Source organism: Candidatus Roizmanbacteria bacterium, assembly GCA_016699265.1.
GTDB lineage: Bacteria > Patescibacteriota > Microgenomatia > UBA1406 > GWC2-37-13 > CAZLQR01.
The window spans coordinates 256,962-273,926 of record CP064967.1; the positions used below are offsets into that span (position 1 = coordinate 256,962).

Annotated in this window: 17 protein-coding genes and 1 pseudogene; 5 read left to right on the forward strand and 13 right to left on the reverse strand. The window is 38.9% G+C overall.

The genetic code is table 11. The features are described from left to right. Positions 1-330: 330 nt before the first annotated feature. Positions 331-2,382, reverse strand: coding sequence for a hypothetical protein (locus IPH70_01475; protein QQR64176.1), 2,052 nt, complete (start codon positions 2,380-2,382; stop codon positions 331-333). Between IPH70_01475 and IPH70_01480 the strand changes: the two genes are divergently transcribed. The 5 genes from IPH70_01480 (at position 2,383) to IPH70_01500 (ending at position 6,302) form a co-directional block, all read left to right on the forward strand. Next, positions 2,383-3,918, forward strand: a complete 1,536-nt coding sequence (locus tag IPH70_01480) for a hypothetical protein (GenBank protein ID QQR64177.1) — start codon at positions 2,383-2,385, stop codon at positions 3,916-3,918. Positions 3,919-3,920: 2 nt separating this feature from the next. Further along, positions 3,921-4,157, forward strand: coding sequence for a hypothetical protein (locus IPH70_01485; protein ID QQR64178.1), 237 nt, complete (start codon positions 3,921-3,923; stop codon positions 4,155-4,157). Between the two features lie 321 nt (positions 4,158-4,478). Next, positions 4,479-5,417 (forward strand): NTP transferase domain-containing protein, encoded by a 939-nt coding sequence (locus tag IPH70_01490; GenBank protein QQR64179.1) that lies wholly within the window; start codon positions 4,479-4,481, stop codon positions 5,415-5,417. After that, on the forward strand, positions 5,414-5,986 hold the full coding sequence (locus tag IPH70_01495; protein ID QQR64180.1) for a histidine phosphatase family protein: 573 nt from the start codon (positions 5,414-5,416) through the stop codon (positions 5,984-5,986). The genes IPH70_01490 and IPH70_01495 overlap by 4 nt, the downstream gene beginning before the upstream one ends. Continuing rightward, positions 5,973-6,302 carry a hypothetical protein gene (locus tag IPH70_01500; protein ID QQR64181.1) on the forward strand — a complete coding sequence of 110 codons (330 nt, stop codon included), beginning with the start codon at positions 5,973-5,975 and terminating at the stop codon, positions 6,300-6,302. Before IPH70_01495 ends, IPH70_01500 begins: the two co-directional genes overlap by 14 nt. On the opposite strand, the gene IPH70_01505 is transcribed toward IPH70_01500, so the two are convergent. The 12 genes and pseudogenes from IPH70_01505 to IPH70_01560 form a co-directional block, all read right to left on the reverse strand. Next, the gene (locus tag IPH70_01505; protein ID QQR64182.1) at positions 6,268-6,714 is read right to left on the reverse strand and encodes a hypothetical protein; all 447 of its coding nucleotides are present in this window, start codon (positions 6,712-6,714) and stop codon (positions 6,268-6,270) included. The genes IPH70_01500 and IPH70_01505 overlap by 35 nt on opposite strands. Then, positions 6,671-7,180: a hypothetical protein gene (locus tag IPH70_01510; protein QQR64183.1), complete on the reverse strand. Its 510-nt coding sequence runs from the start codon at positions 7,178-7,180 to the stop codon at positions 6,671-6,673. Before IPH70_01510 ends, IPH70_01505 begins: the two co-directional genes overlap by 44 nt. A gap of 12 nt (positions 7,181-7,192) precedes the next feature. Then, positions 7,193-8,095: a hypothetical protein gene (locus IPH70_01515; protein QQR64184.1), complete on the reverse strand. Its 903-nt coding sequence runs from the start codon at positions 8,093-8,095 to the stop codon at positions 7,193-7,195. A 60-nt stretch (positions 8,096-8,155) separates the two neighbouring features. Next, entirely contained in the window at positions 8,156-9,484 is a 1,329-nt protein-coding gene (locus IPH70_01520; protein ID QQR64185.1) for an MBOAT family protein, read from the reverse strand. Continuing rightward, positions 9,481-10,521: a glycosyltransferase family 2 protein gene (locus tag IPH70_01525; protein ID QQR64186.1), complete on the reverse strand. Its 1,041-nt coding sequence runs from the start codon at positions 10,519-10,521 to the stop codon at positions 9,481-9,483. The genes IPH70_01520 and IPH70_01525 overlap by 4 nt, the downstream gene beginning before the upstream one ends. Next, positions 10,505-11,287 carry a class I SAM-dependent methyltransferase gene (locus tag IPH70_01530; GenBank protein ID QQR64187.1) on the reverse strand — a complete coding sequence of 261 codons (783 nt, stop codon included), beginning with the start codon at positions 11,285-11,287 and terminating at the stop codon, positions 10,505-10,507. The genes IPH70_01525 and IPH70_01530 overlap by 17 nt, the downstream gene beginning before the upstream one ends. A gap of 9 nt (positions 11,288-11,296) precedes the next feature. Further along, complete coding sequence (locus IPH70_01535) at positions 11,297-12,241, reverse strand: glycosyltransferase family 2 protein (GenBank protein QQR64188.1); 945 nt, start codon at positions 12,239-12,241, stop codon at positions 11,297-11,299. Continuing rightward, the gene (locus IPH70_01540) at positions 12,238-13,014 is read right to left on the reverse strand and encodes an N-acetyltransferase (protein ID QQR64189.1); all 777 of its coding nucleotides are present in this window, start codon (positions 13,012-13,014) and stop codon (positions 12,238-12,240) included. The genes IPH70_01535 and IPH70_01540 overlap by 4 nt, the downstream gene beginning before the upstream one ends. Beyond that, the gene (locus IPH70_01545; GenBank protein ID QQR64190.1) at positions 13,011-14,276 is read right to left on the reverse strand and encodes a thiolase domain-containing protein; all 1,266 of its coding nucleotides are present in this window, start codon (positions 14,274-14,276) and stop codon (positions 13,011-13,013) included. Before IPH70_01545 ends, IPH70_01540 begins: the two co-directional genes overlap by 4 nt. Further along, positions 14,273-15,639 (reverse strand): annotated as a pseudogene (locus IPH70_01550) (3-hydroxyacyl-CoA dehydrogenase family protein). The gene IPH70_01545 and the pseudogene IPH70_01550 overlap by 4 nt, the downstream one beginning before the upstream one ends. Continuing rightward, on the reverse strand, positions 15,587-15,997 hold the full coding sequence (locus tag IPH70_01555; GenBank protein QQR64191.1) for a WxcM-like domain-containing protein: 411 nt from the start codon (positions 15,995-15,997) through the stop codon (positions 15,587-15,589). Before IPH70_01555 ends, IPH70_01550 begins: the two are co-directional and overlap by 53 nt. After that, complete coding sequence (locus tag IPH70_01560) at positions 15,994-16,959, reverse strand: glycosyltransferase family 2 protein (GenBank protein QQR64192.1); 966 nt, start codon at positions 16,957-16,959, stop codon at positions 15,994-15,996. Before IPH70_01560 ends, IPH70_01555 begins: the two co-directional genes overlap by 4 nt. Positions 16,960-16,965: the final 6 nt, after the last annotated feature.

A 16,965-nucleotide genomic window follows, 5' to 3' on the forward strand; every position in this document is an offset into this window, starting at 1 on the left:
ACTCATCGTTTTTATTTTTACTATAACTACCAATAAAATAATGCCTGTCAGAATGCTTAGTGTAAGCATTTGGACATACAGTCTCTGGGGCATGAATTCTGCTACAAACTCCATGCTTACGGTACCGTCAGAATTATTTTTGCAGTAGGCTCTCTGCCTGCAAATGTCCCTTGGTCTGATGAGCCAACCATTTGCGTACCCATTTACAAAAAATGATTCTTTTCAGGAAGTACCTTGTCTTGCAATGATGTTTCAGTTTCAGGAAGATTATTGTTCTGAGTAGTGCCATAATGCGAATCTGATATGAACTTTGTATTTTGGTTCACAGACTCAATTGAAGGGACTTTGGGTGTGAGGCGCCAGCCTTTTGTAAAATGCCGTACTTACAACAAGCATAAAAGATTCTTTGTCAGTATCGGCCTTAATAATATATTTTGATGGACTAAGTTTTCTGTACTGTATGTTGGAATATTTTTTGGAGACCTTAATTTTAGAGAGTTCAGAAAGTTCATTCTCATTTTGCTGTTGTACTACAACCGCTATGGTCTCATTTTCTGCGGCATAGCTCATAAGCTTCGCAACGTCTTGTTGAGCGTCTGATCCTGTAATAATATTTTGTGGAAAATAAATTTTAGGGTAAAAATACTTGTCTGGAATTTTGTAGAGGCTGTTTGATTCATATTTTTTTGCTATCAAGTCCTTCTCCTCAGGAAGTGTGGACTCTACCCAATCCTTCGTGAAGTTATTTTCAGCGTTGTTTAACGGTGCCTCGGCGGGTGTGAACATTACGTATCGAATATTAGCCAGACCATAGAAGATAGGAGATGGAGTTGAGTGAAATTGGTTAAAAAAATCAGAAGAAAACAATGAGACACCATTTGTATAAAGCATTCCTTTTCCAAAAAAAATATTTTCGGTGTTGCTGCCCTGAGATGTTTTCGGAAACGAATTGTTTGTGAAGTATGGACTAAACCACGAAGGTATAGGAAGGATGTTGAAGTCTAGCTGTTCTCTTTTGACTATATCGTAGTTACCCGAGTCATATTTGTAAGTAGAACCCACGTCCTGATTCAGATAGCCATCAGGAATTATTTCGTTGACAACCTGAGTAACGATTGGAGGATGTATAAGTAAGAATCCGATATAGTAAACCGAAACAAAGAACATTCCATACTTCTGGATCCTACTAGGCTTTCCTGAAACGCTCCTTATGCATAGGAAAAAAAATACAATATATCCAATTGCGGTTGGCACATATCGTTGGGCTCCTTTTATAAATCCAAGTATAGGAATTTGATACAGTGCAAACTGTATTTTCATAAGACTGTAGTAGCCATTTACCAACAGGGAAATGACAAGAAATCCAGTTCCTAAAATTGCCATTCGATTCTTATGTTCCGAACTCAGTCTTGTTTTCAGGAGCATGTAGAAGCTCATTAAAAATAAAGTTAGGTAAGGAAGATAGACAAAGAAATAATTTTTAAAGACCCTTCTCACAAGATCGTGTGGAGCATTGAATGGAAAGAAAAGCTCTAAGTACTTCGAGGAAAAGTACATGAGGGGTGAGAGATCTGCTTTGCGCTCGCTTAGAATGGATGAAAAGCTTATGGTGTCGCCTAAAAAGAATGCATGCAGCCAGTACGCATTCTGCAGTAAGCTAAGCAGTCCAAAGGTAAGTAAATGAATGGATTTAGTTTTTGTAGATTGTTTTTTAAGAGTAATGCCTATGATGCCAAGAATTGCAAAAAAGAAAATACTAGCAAGATCGAAAAAGAACATGCAGGACGACATTTTAAGAAGTGCGGATAAACTAGGTCTCACTCTCTGCTCGGTTATGTAGCTGTAATAAAAATAAAAAAACCACGGAGTGACAAAACTACTAATCAGTCGATTGAGGGCGCCTCCATGCATATCAAACAACAAAGTCAAGGAAAATGTATATAGAAGGTTGGCAAAGAATACCGTAACCAAGAATGTTAATCTATCCTCTTTCGTGTTATTTTTAAGTATTTTTTCTGCCAACTTCCAGACTCCAATCGATGATAAGGTTGGAATTACCACAAATACCATGACCTTGTTTAGTATCGGTATTGTTACTTGTGGGAGCTGAAGTAGCTGGCTTAACTGAAAAACGGAATAGATAGCTCCTTTGATTAGGAACTCAGAGAATGGTGTGCTTACCACATCAAAGTAGCCTAAAGAGTTGGGTTTTAGTGAAGAAAAAAAGGACAGGAGGTAGTTTTTATAAAAATCTGGATGGGGGTAAAAGGTCCAGTCCCAGTGTCTTCCATAATTAAGTCCGTTGAAAAGAATGTCCCTGTTGATAAATAAGGCTAGAAGAACAAAAAAAATGATATATACTTTAAATCCGATTGATTTCATATGAAATACTATTTAGTTATAAATCTTGGACTTCGTAGCATCAGGGTAATCTTATTTGACAAAGCTGCACACATTATAGAGCGAAACTGGTATCCAGTACAAACCGTAATTAACGGCGGCACGGTTGAGCAGAATCCAGAGGAGTGGTGGGTCTTGTGCAAAAGGCTATTAAAGGAGCTGTCTGAAAAAAATCCTTCATACTTAGAAAATTTACAATCTGTATCAGTTGCGTCATCTGCTTCATGTCTTGTGGTTCTTGATAAGAACGGAAATCCATTGATTAACTCATTAATAGTCTCTGACAAGAGAGCAACTAAAGAATCTTCTATCTTGAAAAAAAGCGTATTACTAAAAAAAATATTCTCAAATTCAAATAATTTGGCAGTTCCTGCATTTATGTTTCCTAAAATGCTGTGGATTAAAAATAATCACCCAAAAATTTTTGAGAAGGCCAAATACTTTCTAAGTTCTAATGATTACTTAGTCTATAAGTTAACCGACAAATTTGTGACAGATTCATTAAATGCCGAGAAGTTTTATTTTGATCAAAAAAAGCAAATTTATCCACCCGAGATTCTGCGTTACCTAAAGATCTCAAAAGACGCACTCCCTTCGGTCGTGCGCATTGGTACGGCAATAGGAAATGTAAGTGATTCGGTCCAAAGAGAATTTGGTTTCGTAAATAAAACGAAAGTTGTCCTCACCTCATATGATGCGATTTGCGCTTTTGTTGGATCGGGGGCTGTGGCAGAGGGAGACACAAATAATGTGTGTGGAACTGTGAGCTCTGTAAGAACATTTACACGAAAAGTGGTTAGAGGACGATTTGGTCTTTTATCGCAGCAGTGCAACGATTTTAGGATGGTTGGAGGGTCAAATAATATAGACGGAGGTTTACTAGAGTGGTCAAAAGGAATGTTTTACGGGGATACGTATCCAGACAAGTATGTATATACCATAATGGCCGAAGAGGCCGGCGAGTCTCTACTTGGGGCAAATGGCTTACTGTTTCTTCCATATATTGTTGGTGAGCGAGTACCGTTCTCCGATAATTCCACTCGTGGTATATTTTTTGGGCTTGAGAGATTTCATACACGCAAGGATGTTATGAGGAGCGTATTTGAGGCATCTGGATTTATGGTCAACGACATAATAAAGCACATCGAAAACATTGGTGTACCGGTTAAGAATATCAGAATGTCGGGGGGGCTAACGGTAAGTCGTATAGCATGCAAGATTAGGGCTGATATTACTGGTAAAACTGTCTATGTATGCGATGACCCTGAAACTACCTCGATGGGAGCCCTTTTTATCTTATTAGTCGAGGACGGAGTATATAAAAATCTTAAGCAGACTGCTAAACTGGTTAAGTTCAGTCAGGTATATAAGCCGGATATGAAAAGTCATCGCAAATATAAGGAACTCTACATGTTTTTTAAGAAGACTTACGAAGTGAATAAAAAATTGATGGAAGAGCGTAAACTGCTAATGGACAAAAACCAATTGATTAGCCGGCGAGTTTTAGAAAATTTATAACTATGAAAATAATTATTCCAATGTTAGGGCGCGGGTCTAAGTTTATTCAGGAAGGAATTACTGCGCCAAAACCACTTATAAAAATAAGAAACCGCTACATGATTGAGTGGGCATTGGATCCCTTGAGATTTCTCGATCTTGAGAGAGATGCTATTTTCATAATCTCTAAACAACATTCAACCGATTCAAATCTCAGGGATGTAATAAAAAGGCATCATAGGAAAAGATGCACATATTAAGGCGGTAGAGGAGATACCTCAGGGCGCGGCCAAGACAGTACTATTGCTTCGTAAAGAGATTGACTCATCTGAAGAACTGATAATTTATAACTCCGACCAACTTTTCAGGTTAAATCTTGAGCATCTTCTAAAAAATGGCATGGTAAAGCGGATGGTATTATCCCCTATTTTCAAGCTACACATCCCAAATGGAGCTATGTTGAGACGAACGAAAAAGACGTCGTAATAAGAACGGCTGAGAAGGAGGTAATTACGAATAAGGCAACAGTCGGGCTTTACTACTTCCGGCATGGGAAAGACTTTGTATGGGGAGCAGACCAAATGATCAAAAAGAACCTAATGGTAAATGGCGAGTTTTATGTCTGTCCGGTTTATAATGAACTCATATCCAAAGGAAGGGTTATAAAGCATTTCAGGTCGATGAGATGTGGAGTTTTGGAACTCCTGAGGATGTTGAAAAGTTCGAGAGATACTATAAAGGAGACTTTGAAAGTAATTGTTCCAATGGCCGGACGAGGTTCTCGATTTGCGGCGGAGGCAGATACGAATCCTGCATATCAAGTGCCAAAACCTCTAATTGATGTTAAAGGTCGTCCAATGGTAGTGTGGGCATTAGATTCATTGAAGAAACTAGAGTTTAAGCCAGAGGACTTAATATTTGTCTGCCAGCAGGAGCATGATGACAAGTATAGTGTCGCAGCTTCATTAAAAAACATATTTGGTGAACATATTACAGTTGTTTTGATACCTGCGGTAACAAGAGGTGCTGTTGAGACGGTACTAATGGTGAAAAAATATGTCGATCCAGAGGAGGAAATTATAATATCGGATAGCGATCATTTTTTTGATGGAACGAATTTGGTCAATGAAATTACGAATAGTAGAAATAAAGTTGATGGAATAATTCCTGTCTTTAAGGTTGTAGACAAAGATCCGAAGTGGAGCTATACGCTAACCGACGTGGATAATTTTGCCCTGGCCGTGGGCGAAAAGGATGAAGCACTTGCCGCAAAAGGAGCGTATGCAAATATTGGTGCTTATTATTTCGCAAAGAGTAAGGTGTTTTTCTCTGTCGCAGAAGAAGCTGTCAGAATCAATGAGATGTACGGTGCTGAAGGTAAAATGGAGTTTTATGTGGCTCCTATGTACCAACGCATGCTGGATAAAGGATTGAAGGTAAAGGTAGCTATAATTTCTGAGGTTTGGGGTTTGGGAACACCTAAGGATTTAGAAAATTTTCTATCCAATTACAATAAATGAAGTCTAGAATAATATATATCATTCGGCACCCACAAACAGTCTATAACTTACGAGGAATATTCCAAGGATTGTCTGACTCACCTATAACTGAAGAAGGCTTTGCTCAACTCAGCACACTTCATAAGAAATTTGATTCGCTGAAACTGGAAAAAATATACTCGAGTCCCCTTAAACGGTGTGTAACCGTAGCCGAAAGTTTTATGCACTCACATAACGTGCAGGTCAAGTATGATGATAGGCTCAAAGAAATTTGCTATGGAAGCTGGGATGAGAAAAGTAAACAAGATGTTGGGTACGCACAGATCAAACGAGAGAAGGATAAGAACAGATTTAGCTACATACATCCTGGACAGTACAACGGCACTGATGGAGAGAGCTATAAGCAGCTTTACGAGAGGCTTTGTCCTTTCTGGGAGGAGTTAGGAGAGAGAAATGAAAACACGGTTCTTGTCATAGGTCATACGGGAGTTATGATTGCGGCAAGAAAGCACTTTGAAAACATAAGCGAAAAAGAGATTAGCGAGTATCGGCCAAGTAATATGGAGGTTCTTAAATATGAAGTTGTATAAACTAAATCGCTTTATCGGAGGTTGGGTCGTTGGAAACTTTGATCCGTCAATTATAAAAACTTCTGCGTTCGAGTTTGGTGTTAAGCATTACATAGCTGGACAGCGAGATGTCGCTCATCTTCACAAGCAGGCTCAAGAGATAACCATCATCGTCTCTGGTGTCTTTAGATTTAATGGTAGGAAAGTAAAAAAAGATGATGTAATATTGCTGAATAAAGGCGACATCTCAAGTTTTGAGTGCATGGAGACTGGTTCAATAGCCTGCATTAAGACACCGTCTGTCATTGGAGATAAGCATGTGATAGAGAAACGTTGATAAGAGTCTGTAACTCTTCTGGGTAGTCTGTGCATAGTGCGTCTGCGCCATTAGCTATAATTTCTTTAGCCCGCCTAAGAGCAGTTTTCATTGACGCCCCGTCCGAATGAACTTCTCCACTTTTAAGTCTCGGTGACGTTGCATGAAGTTCTGGCATTACTACTGCCACCATATATCCCGAATCATGCAGTGTCGCAAAAAATTCTTTTGTATAAAGTTGTTTGGAATCTCCATCGGTGTCTGTAAGATCCCACTCGTCACCCCAGATCCACCTATATAGACCCTCCCCTTTTGGGCCAAGTTCTAATGCCTCTTCAACAGAGATCAATGTTCTCGCAACCGAACTGTTATAGCGCTCTATGTCATAGTTATGTGCTACGGAAGGAGCAAGAATCAAGTCGGGATTTTTCAAGCATATAGCGGGCATTCTCTGGTTTGACATCAAAAATCATAATCCGGTCCACAACATCTGGGTGCTTCTTAAGATGTGCCAGTATCAGGTCAATGTCTTCGGTTCCTTCTTGAAAAATTCCCTTAAGATGCATGGCGCTGATTCCGACAGAGTGAGACTCGATCAATTCTAGGACTTGATCAAGCGTCGGAACGGTGAAACCACCCGGAAGTTTGAGTTTAGTTATTTCTAAAAACGAAACGTCTCTGACTAGTCTGTCATCTTTAGAAGCGGTTAATCGACTAAGTGTAGGGTCATGCATTACGACAATGCTTTTACCGACAGATCGGTCTTTAGTGAAGCTGGGATCAAACTCAAGACCGTACCCTCTTCCTATCTGGAACTTAAGCGCTTCAAGACTCTGCTCAAATGGATGGTCTTTTCGAGCAGGTTGAAGTCCTCTATGTGTGATTATGGTAGGTTTCATACAATTAAGTGTCTAGTTAGTGTTTTTTTCTAGGCTTTCGGTGAATTTCTTGGCTCCAACTATGCTTAGATGATCGCTGTCAATAAAATCTTCATCTATGAAATTAACATCATCCATATAATTAAGATACTCAACTCCAAACTTACTTGCTACAGATTTAATGATTTTTTGATCAGTGGTATATTTGTTTCGATCCATATTGGTAAAGTAGGAACTGCAGATAGGTGGTGAGACAAGGATGAGTTTAATATTTTTTTGCGAAAGGATCGTTGCAATGCTTTCAATATATTGAACATTATCTTTGATATTTTTTGAGTGCATTATCGAGCTATGAAACTTTGCACGTGAAAGGCCAGTTGCGCAGGATCCCCCACTACCTAAAGCATCCCATCCATTTTTTTGTAAAGTGACTTCGGGATTTTTGAAACCAGAAAAAATATAGGCGAGCGCCTGATCTTTTTTGTACAGTTCAATAAGACTAATCTTGCGTATGTCCCAGTCGAGTTTATTGCGCTCCGTGGAAATTCCGTAGGCATGGTAATAGAACATCGATCTCCAGTCCTCATCAATATCCATCAGTGAGTACTCCAGAGAAAAATACGAAACCTCAAGGTAAACGGTTTTAAGACTCGGCATAGAATCGATGTATTTTTCAAGCAACGCATTGTCATAGTAAAGCGACTGACTCGCATAGGCTAAATTAAATGCCTTGCTGGAGAGGTACCGAGGATTAATACCATGAAAGGCATGGGATGATCCTAGAATAAGCGTCTGGACGTCTTTTTTTTGTGGTTCGAAGAAATCTCGTTTTACGGAATAATTAGTAGGTACGAGTCGTAGTCCGTGTTCCCACCAAATAACAATAAGCAAAAAAGGTAGTATGAGAATAATGATTTTGAGTATTAATTTTCCCATATTAGAAACGTGTATAAATGAACTTAACTGATTGCGTGTTATAAAAAATGGAGAACAAGATCATAAACACCACAACATAGTAAAATGTCCAACGTTGAAGTGGTGATCGATCATGCAAATGCTGATTTTGTATATTTCCGATAAAAAACTCAGAATGATAAACAGTGCAACAGTAAAGAGCGTTGAGATAAATATATCTTCTGATATGCCATAACCATCTGAGTATAAAAGATGCCAAAAATCTTCAAATTTAAAGGCGGCAAGGAGTTTCAGTACCGAGCCCAGACCACGATAAAAATGCGAAACGATATACAGTGCATCGTTTAGTGATGGAGCGCGGAAAAAAACCCATAATACGGTAACTAAGCTGAAAGTGATTGGCACAGCTAAAAAGTTATAGATTTTGGCAAAATACTTCCATAACTGGTTCCAGTCTCTGTCCGATGCGGTCACGGAGCTTGTACTTTTTAGCAAATTGCTCAGAATAAGTACCAAACCGTGAAGTAGGCCCCACGCAACGAAGGTAACGCCGTTTCCATGCCAGAAACCACTTGCAAGAAATGTAATGAGTATATTTATCGACTGCCGATCAAAATTCACTCTGTTGCCACCAAGAGGAATGTAGATATAGTCACGCAACCATGATGAAAGTGAGATGTGCCAACGAGTCCAAAAATCCTGTAGTGATTTTGCAAGGTATGGTCGATTGAAATTTTCTGTGCTATTTATGCCGAGCATCCGTGCAGCGCCAATTGCGATGTTAGAATACCCAGAAAAGTCAGCGTAAATCTGAACAGAGAAAAGAACCATCGCCAAAATTAAGGGAAGGCCGATGTAATTTTGTGGTTGAAGATAGATGTTATTCACCACAATCGCAACTCTGTCTGCAACAACTATTTTCTGAAACAATCCCCACAAAACTCTAATCAGCCCTTCGTAAGTACGGCCGGCCGTTAGGGCAACAGGATTCTTTAACTGTGGTATTAGAGTTGAGGGACGGTCTATAGGTCCTGCAAAAAGTTGCGGAACAAAGGCAATGTAAAGCGCATAGTAGCCAAAATGTTTTTCTGGCTTCAGCTTATTCCGATAAATGTCAATAATGTAGCTGAGTGCTTTCAATGTATAGAATGATAATCCCAATGTGCCAAGCACGTTTGCCTTTAAGTACATATTCAGAAAGCTAAATTTAGTCAACAGCAGAGGTGCGCAGGTTAAACTAACAGCAAAGAAAAAATAAACTCTATTTTTACGATTTTCAAGAATCACGCCAAAAACATAGATAATTATGGTTACAACAAAAAGCAGAATAGCGGCATACACATTTATAAGTAGCGTCATAAGGTAGCTTATTGCAAGGAGGAAAATCCATCGATTTGAAGAAGAAGTCATAGTTTTTTGGGAATATTAATATCTTTTAGCCAAGAAAGACTATTTTTATCTCTCTTATTTATAAATGATAAAGTAAGAGCGCGTATAACTAGTTTAAACTGAATGTTTATAAATCTCATCCAATCACTCGTGGTCGTGAGAGCTGTGGGAAAGTGCCTTCTCGCTAGGCGATGAGATCCGACTACTTTTTTTAGTTTGCCCTTGATGAGATGTAGATTTATTGCACTGAGAGCCATAAACATGTGAGTTTGAACAAAAATTTTCCATTCGAGATTGTTTTTATAGAAAGACTGATAGTATCCGGCTATGATTTTGAAATAGTTATCTAAGCGTATAAGTTCACCTTCTACCGATTTAACCGTTTTTGCTTTATCAAAGGTTTGCGCCTCATGTGTGCGCCAAGCAAATACAATTTTGTCGCGATAGAACACGTCATATCGAGAGACAAGTTTGAGAAAATGAGGCACATCCGCTTCAGTTTTATATGCAGGATCATAAAGTCCGATTTCCCTAAACACCTTTTTTTGATAGATACTAGCGCCGGAAGGTGCGATCATAGGCGCCAGCTGCTGAAGAAATAACTTCATCGTTTCAGGTTGCTTCATGTACCGATCATGGTTGAATATATGAGCTGTAAAAAGAGGAGCATTTTTGTCATCGATTATAGTTATTGCTGAGGTATAAAAGGCCGCCTTGTGCTTAGATATGGTTTTGATCCATGTTGCGTGCCAGTCTGGTGCGATGAGATCGTCACTATGTAGAAGGCAGATGTAGTCGCCCTTCGCCAGACTGATTGCTTTGTTCCAGTTACCGATCATTCCAATGTTCTTTTTATTCACAATAAACTTAATTCCGTACTTCTTCTGGTAGTGCTTACAAACCTTTAAAGTTCCATCGGTTGAATTATTGTCCACTACAATAACTTCATACGGTTTTATAGTTTGGTTTGCTACGCTCTGAAGGGTTTGAGCTAGGAGATCTGCTCGGTTGTAGGTGGGAATGCAGATAGATATTTTTGCTTTATTTTTTGACTGCATATATAAAAACGCTTGCCCCTTTATTGTTTGCAACACGATCATCTAAAATTGCGTTTTCAATTTCTTCTTTATATTTTAGAAACACATTCTTTTCAGCATTGCGATCAAACACTGCTCGTATTCGCACCTCCCATGCAATTTTATCCCACAGCATGCAGGTTTTTAGAAATATAATAGTCGCTTTTTGACAATTAAGCCGTGTTTTTAACTTCTTGGTCCAAGTAGCGTGAGAGTAGGTGTGGTAATGGTTAAGCATCTTATTTCTCTTTTCAAGGTAGAGCTTGCCTAAAATTCCAAGTCCCGATCTCTCAAGAACATTAGAAAGCCATAGATAGTGCTTAAAATTATGAGATGGTGATGTGAACACAAATGCCCCCCCCTTTTTAAGAGTTCTTGCTACCTCCTGAAGAACTGCTTCGTTATCGGGTATATGTTCAATTACTGAGTTTGAAAATATGAAATTTAACGATTCGTATCTCAGAGACATTTTCTCAGCGCTTTCAATCAAAATTTTTTTATATCGTTTGGTTCTCTTTGCTACGTGAAGATCATTCGCCTCACCGTTATCGAGATTATAAGTAAATTTTGAGTCGAATAAAATTGAGCTAAGATAGCCGTCCCCACCTCCAAGATCCATAGATGGCTGTTTGAACACCATCCGTTTTGTGTTTTTATAAACATTTTGGAGTTCAATGGTGCGAAACAGTTTTGATGCTGGATGGGGGTGGTGTTGGAAGTGAGACAACATTACAAATTTAGTCTTCATAGCTGAACATTATATACTTAAAATATTTTTATTTTGCCTCTGAATATACGATCTATCTCTCCAAAGTCCGTACATAATACCATCTGCTATGCCCTGAATTGCAATCACAATATTTTTTGGATCAACAGTTGGAAGATACGTGATCGTGATTATGGGATTCCAGATTGCCATAAATAATATAAATTGAGCTAGGCTGCTATGTTTACGCATGTAGATGATTCTGTTTCTAAAAAATAAATATGCTTTGGCGCGATTAGAGTAGAGCCTCTTAGCTCTTGTTTTAGCGCTCGTATGTGCGACTATAGCATCGTCGAGCGGATGCCAGATTCTTGCCTGCGGACAAGATGTAATCTCATAACCCAACGATAAGATCCTCTCCCCCATATCAGGCTCCTCATAGATCATGGGAAATAAAATATGATCGAATCCTTTAATTTGATTAAAAATTTTGGATCTAGTTATATATAGACTATGAAAGTGATTCATGCCATGAGGATTTTTTTTATCTGTAAAATTGTGCAGAAGGCTGCTAGTTCGATTAATGGTAACCCCAATAGAAATAAGAACCTTCGTTGTTATCTCATAATGAGAAGGTCCAGATACTCCGACATTTGGGTGTGATTGCATAAACTCAGAGAGTTTTTGTATTAGGCTTGTATCTGTTAGCACGTCGCTTCCCATAAGTATTACAAAATCAAATTTTTTTGAGATACGAAAGTGAGTGAATCCAATATTGACTGCTTTAGAAACGTACACATTTTTGGGAAGCCGGAGGTAGGAAGCATTGTTCTTTCGGCATATGTCACGGACATTCTCCTTTGAGCCGTTATCGATAACAAATATTTCATATATTGATTTCGGCCTATTCTTTTGGAGCGCTTTTAGACACTCATCTAAAACCTTAGCTCTGTTGTAGGCTACAACAAGAACAGCTGTCTTTGATTTTTTTTTCATATTGAAGTAGTTTTTTTTGCAATCCATTTTTTATACCCAATCTTCTCCCATGGTTTACCCCTTGAGAAGTTATTCATCCATGGATAGTGCTTCTTCCCCTTACTTTCGCGTGATTCGATATCGCGAACATCGCAAATCTTTCTCCCTGGAACGCCCAGTACGAGTTCAAAATCCTTAACATTTTTTGTTACTACGCAACCCGCTCCAACTAAACAGTTTTCGCCAATTTTTATTCCTGGCATAATGATGGACCCAGTAGAGATTATGGAATAATCTCCTACCGTGACTCCTTTATATACGTTAGACGGAGGAGTCGGATCATTTGTGAATACAACATATGGATAGATGTAGACAAAGTTGCCAATTTTAGTACCTTGACAGACATGAGCATTACTATGCAGTCTGCAATAATCTCCGAATGTCGCATGACCTTGAATATCGGACAGTGTTCCAACAGAGCAGTGGTCTCCCATTTTTGTCTTTTCTCGTATCATCACTCGATGTCCTGTCTGTAAGTTTGTACCAAATTTAGACCCAGCATATATGATTGTGTGACTTCGTATTAAGCTATCTGCCCCTATGATGGTTTTAGGATTTTTGTAAGAGTCGTCATAGTAGTAATCTTGCGTCGGTTCACCGATTATGCAATCATTTGCGATTATAGAGTTTTCGCCTATTACGACATTATCGTATATTACCGTTCTATCACCTATCCGCACACCTTTGCCAAGGATAACCTTTTTGCCAACTGTGTAGTTATTATTAAATTTCATCTTCCTATTATATACGCAATATTTGTAGTTGCAGAACCTCCGATATTTAGCATTAAGCCATTTTTTGCAGATGCGACTTGATAATTGCCAGCAGAGTTTGTGACTTGCTTGTGGAGATCTAGCGTCATGCGAACTCCAGTGGCACCAACGGGATGGCCAGCGCCAATAAGCCCGCCACTTGGATTAATTGGTTTTTTGCCATTAAAATCAATCATCCCACTTTCCACCACCTCATACTCTCTTCCCGGCTTACATAGTCCGAACGCAGAAATACAAGCATACTCACTTGAGGTAAAGCAGTCGTGTGTTTCTATAACATCAATATTTTTGATAGTTAGTTTCGACATTGTGTAGGCATCATCAACGGCTTCTTTCGTCCATGGAAGTATATGCCTCATCCCCGTCGCTTGGGATATTTTTTCTGCAAAGGTTATTGGAGCTACTGTAAAACCCATACCTTTGATTTTTGAGATTTTGTTAGTTTTTATGCTTCGTTTTTTCGCATACTGTTTTGCGTATTGTTTGGATGATAAGACTAGCATCGCTGCGCCATCTGTAATTTGAGAGCAGTCTGATGTACACAGTCTTCCTCCAATCGAAAAGTTATAGGAATCATTTCTCAGCTGCGCGTGCTTATTGCTCATAAACCAAGAACGTGTCTGTGCATTCGAATTCCTTTTTGCGTTTGAGTAATTAATGTTTGAAATTTCCGCTAGAGAATCAAGAAATCGTTTTTCTGGAACTTTATACTTTTTAATTATCTGATCCGCTAGTTTCCCAAATAATTTTGGGAAAGGGAACTCTATCCCTTTTGCTTCAGTTTCATAAAACGCTGCGGTACCTAGATAGTCTCCGCCCACCTGTGGTGGTACAGATTTCATGATCTCCATACCGATGACGATGGCAACGTCAATGTCACCAGCCTGAATTTTGGCACGTGCCGCATCGATTGCCACCGATCCGGAGGCACATGCCGCTTCATATCTTGCGGCTGGAATGCCATTAAAGCTACGATCTATCTCTGTGAGAAAGGCGCCAAGGTGGCCTTGTTGCACATACTGTTGAGCGTTAAAGTTGCCGATAAATATACCAATAGTTTTTGTTGATCCTAATTTTTTTATTTCAGAAAAATCCATACGGACTGCATCGAGTCCGTCATTAACTATTTCGTTAAGCATTGCTAAAAAATTCTTTCCTTCTTTAGTCCAATTTCTTTGAAAATCTGTCTGAGACCCACCGAGAATATAAACAGGGTTTTTCATACTTTAATTAAAGATCTGTAATCTAGTTCTGCCTGCAATTTATAAAAGTTATTGCTAGATTTTTTATGTAGTGCTAGTAATGTAGGCACCTGTAATTTATATTTTTTAATCATTGTTGACGTTTCGTCTACTCCTCCAAGTAGATCCACCATAGCGGATGGAGGTACCCAACTGAACCCAAATCCCATTGCGCGATCAATTATTTCTTTGTTATCTACAACGTCTCCTACAAGTGAAAATGAATAGCTTATGTAGCGTGCTATAAAGTATTTGATAATATCGGCATCTGCATGACTTGATTCCTTAAGAATGTGAAATGCCCTCTTATATTCCCCTTTATGTATATATTCTCGCATCGCTTCTACTACAGGACTATAATATTTTTGATGGGGCAAATATTTATTAGTCTTAATGTCGAAAGTAAATCTCTTTTTGTGCCCTTCAATTTCTTTTTTTGTATATAGTCCATCTCCTGATTTATTTCCGAACTTTCCCTTTCTTATCAAAGTCTGTAAAAAGGAAGGCATGCTAAATGTTGCTATTGCACTGTCCGTGTTAGAAAGATTGTTTTTGAGATTATCGATAATCGCTTTATGCACGTCTAGGCCAACAAAGTCCAGTGTTTCAAGAGGGGCAAGAGCGCGTCCGGTGTGGCGACCCAGCAATGAATCGATATATGAAACTCCACCTCTGTCTCTATATTTATATGCATAGATGGCTGCCTCATTGATGAGTTGGAAACCGATTCTATTTGCGACAAACGCTGGACTATCTTTGGCTTGTATAACTTTTCTAAGCAAAACCTTTTCAAGAAAAGTCTCAAGTTCTTTGGTCTTGGTCAGGTCCGTGTACTTTGACGGTATCACCTCGCAGAGCAACATTTTATAAGGTGGATTGAAAAAATGCACTCCCATGTAATTTTTACGATCATCGTCATCTAAGACTCCCGAAAGTTTTGCAATTGAGAGGCCAGATGTAAGAGAAGAAATGATGCGCCCTTTCTTCTTTGTCTTTTAATCAGAAGGTTTACAGAAGTTTTTATCTCGTAGTTTTCGGCTACCGCCTCAACTATCCAGTCGCATTGCTTTAGGATTCGTGGAAGATCGCTATAAGTGGAGGGAATAAGATTGCTTCTAATGCTATTGCTTCTCACAGATCTTACGGCGATCTCTATACCATCTTTTGCTTTTTTAATATCGCGCGCAATCATGAAAACGGGTAGATCTCCAAAGGCGGCAATAATAGCTGCCGTTTTTGCGCCCATTGCGCTATTTGCTCCGATGAAGGCTACTTTTTTTATATTCATAACTTTAAGCCAGTTTGTAGTAATGCGTATCGTCTGTTGTCCACTCAGTGTCGGCATAACTGAGTAGCGAAGCTCTTTTGGTAAGGCTCACTATTGCGTGTGCGATATATGGACCAGTCTCAATTCGTATATATTTATCTTTTTCAGCACTCAGCGTGATTTGCTTTCTTTTTTTGGTTCTAACATCCTCGATGATTACCTTTACCTTTCCCTCAACTATCCCAAACCACTCGTACCATTTTTTATGGTAGTGGTTTCCACGTACAGCCCCTCTTTTATTGAAGGTAACAAAGTATATTTGTCCGAATTTTTTCTTTGCGCTATGCAGCTCAGATTCCTTTAAAAAAACAATTGGCTTTCCTCTTTTATCGGAAAAAGACTTAAATTTTGTTAGCTTAAAATTGAGTTTTTTCATTTTAGAAACCCCACTATTGTACCTGGAATGGCTCCAAGTTGCTTAAGTTGTTTTGTTTTAACGGCGGTGTATATATAGTAAGCATCTAGAAATATAAGGTAAGGTATGAAGTGAAAAAATTTTCTTAGCGAGTCAAGTTTAATATGACGACGATAAAATACAATGAAGTTAATCATCCTACTATAGCTTTCTGGTCTGTCATTAAAGAAGCCCTGCTTGGATGGACAGTGATTTAGTGAAGCCTTAGGGTTAAAGATCAACTTGTAACCAAGCCCCTTAATCTTAAAGGCAGCGTCAGGCTCATGATACTCTCCTACTCCTGAATAAAACGTGTCAAAGCCGCCAATTTTTTTGAGCAGATTCTTGCGTACTGAGAAGTTACAAGCCTCCAGATTTGAAACCTCATGTTGTTTCTCGTTTTTTGCCTCTGGAAAATTGGATCCCAATCCGAAGGCGCCCGAATCAAACCAGTGACCTACTCGTCGAGGTTGTCCGTCCATGAAGTAGCCAAAGTATAGTGACCCAATAAGTTTCCAAAGTATGTTTCCCTTTTTGAAACGTTCTTCGATTATGAATAGATCCCTATTTTTTCTAAATGCTACAGGTATCACCGTAGGCCCTGTTACCCCTCCGACATCTTTGTATTTTGAAAAGGTGTCAAAGATTGCCAGTAGCCAGTCCTTACTCATTATGACGTCGTCATCCGTTCTGATAAATATTTTTCCTCGAGCTTGCTTTAATGCCTGATTTGCGGCTTTTGCTAGACCTTTTGTTTTTTGTCGAAGAACTTTAATGCGTAGTTTCTTAGAATATTTTTTTATAACAGCCTCCGTATTATCTGACGATTTATAGTCTACAACGATGACTTCAAAGTTTTTGTAAGCCTGCTTTGTGAGAGACTGTAGTGTTTTATCAAGCGATAGGGCTCGATTTCCTGTTGGGATAAATATAGATACGTTCATATAAAA